This window comes from Vibrio wakamikoensis, assembly GCF_050337275.1.
Lineage (GTDB): Bacteria > Pseudomonadota > Gammaproteobacteria > Enterobacterales > Vibrionaceae > Vibrio > Vibrio chaetopteri.
Genome location: NZ_JAKJST010000058.1, coordinates 1 through 1,037, shown reverse-complemented (window position 1 = coordinate 1,037; position 1,037 = coordinate 1). Strand labels below are relative to the sequence as shown.

The following is a 1,037-nucleotide window of genomic DNA, read 5'->3' as shown; positions in this document are numbered from 1 at the left end:
ATACGTTCCCGGGCCTTGTACACACCGCCCGTCACACCATGGGAGTGGGCTGCAAAAGAAGTGGGTAGTTTAACCTTCGGGAGGACGCTCACCACTTTGTGGTTCATGACTGGGGTGAAGTCGTAACAAGGTAGCCCTAGGGGAACCTGGGGCTGGATCACCTCCTTATACGAATAGATTATTGCGATGAGTGTTCACACAGATTGATTAGGTTTGTAAAGATAAAGAGATTTTGTTTTTGCTGAAAAGCGAAAACAGAAAATAGTAAGTGCCCAACACTTACTGCTTAGTGTCCCGTTCGTCTAGAGGCCTAGGACACCGCCCTTTCACGGCGGTAACAGGGGTTCGACTCCCCTACGGGATACCATTGGGTCGTTAGCTCAGTTGGTAGAGCAGTTGACTTTTAATCAATTGGTCGCAGGTTCGAATCCTGCACGACCCACCATTCCTTCTTTGAAGGAAGTCTCAAGACATGGGGCTATAGCTCAGCTGGGAGAGCGCCTGCCTTGCACGCAGGAGGTCAGCAGTTCGATCCTGCTTAGCTCCACCATTCTTGAACATTCCACGGAATGACTTTCGTGGGCGATTAGCTCAGTTGGGAGAGCACCTCCCTTACAAGGAGGGGGTCACTGGTTCGAGCCCGGTATCGCCCACCATCTTTAAGCGCATTTCTTTTAGAAGAAAGGCTTTAAGTGCTCTTAAAAATGGTTTCGAAAGCTTTATTGCTGTAGAAAACAAGCTCTTTAACAATTTGGAAAGCTGACGAATAACATTTGATTAATGTTATTCATTTAAAAGTTCTCAAATCCTAGATGATTTAATCATTTAGGTACCAACACACATTCAAGTGTTCTTGGAAGTGACGAAAGTCCACTTTTTGCCTCTGCTTTTTCTTAAAAAGCGGAAACAAAGAGTTATTTGAGTCCGGCAAAATCGAGTCTGCATCATGTATAAAAATTGCAGACAACTTTGGTTGTTTAACGACAATCTCGAGGTTTCTTTGAAACTCTTTGGGGTTGTATGGTTAAGTGACTAAG

General features: G+C 45.0%; 4 tRNA genes and 1 rRNA gene. All 5 read left to right on the top strand.

The annotated features are described in order from the left end of the window. A 16S ribosomal RNA gene (locus L4C42_RS23425) occupies positions 1–168 on the top strand; the annotation flags it as partial. A 123-nt stretch (positions 169–291) separates the two neighbouring features. Then, positions 292–367, top strand: a tRNA-Glu gene (locus tag L4C42_RS23420). A 2-nt stretch (positions 368–369) separates the two neighbouring features. Then, positions 370–445: transfer RNA gene (locus L4C42_RS23415), tRNA-Lys, on the top strand. A gap of 29 nt (positions 446–474) precedes the next feature. Beyond that, positions 475–550, top strand: a tRNA-Ala gene (locus tag L4C42_RS23410). Positions 551–580: 30 nt separating this feature from the next. After that, positions 581–656: transfer RNA gene (locus tag L4C42_RS23405), tRNA-Val, on the top strand. The last annotated feature ends 381 nt before the right edge of the window (positions 657–1,037 follow it).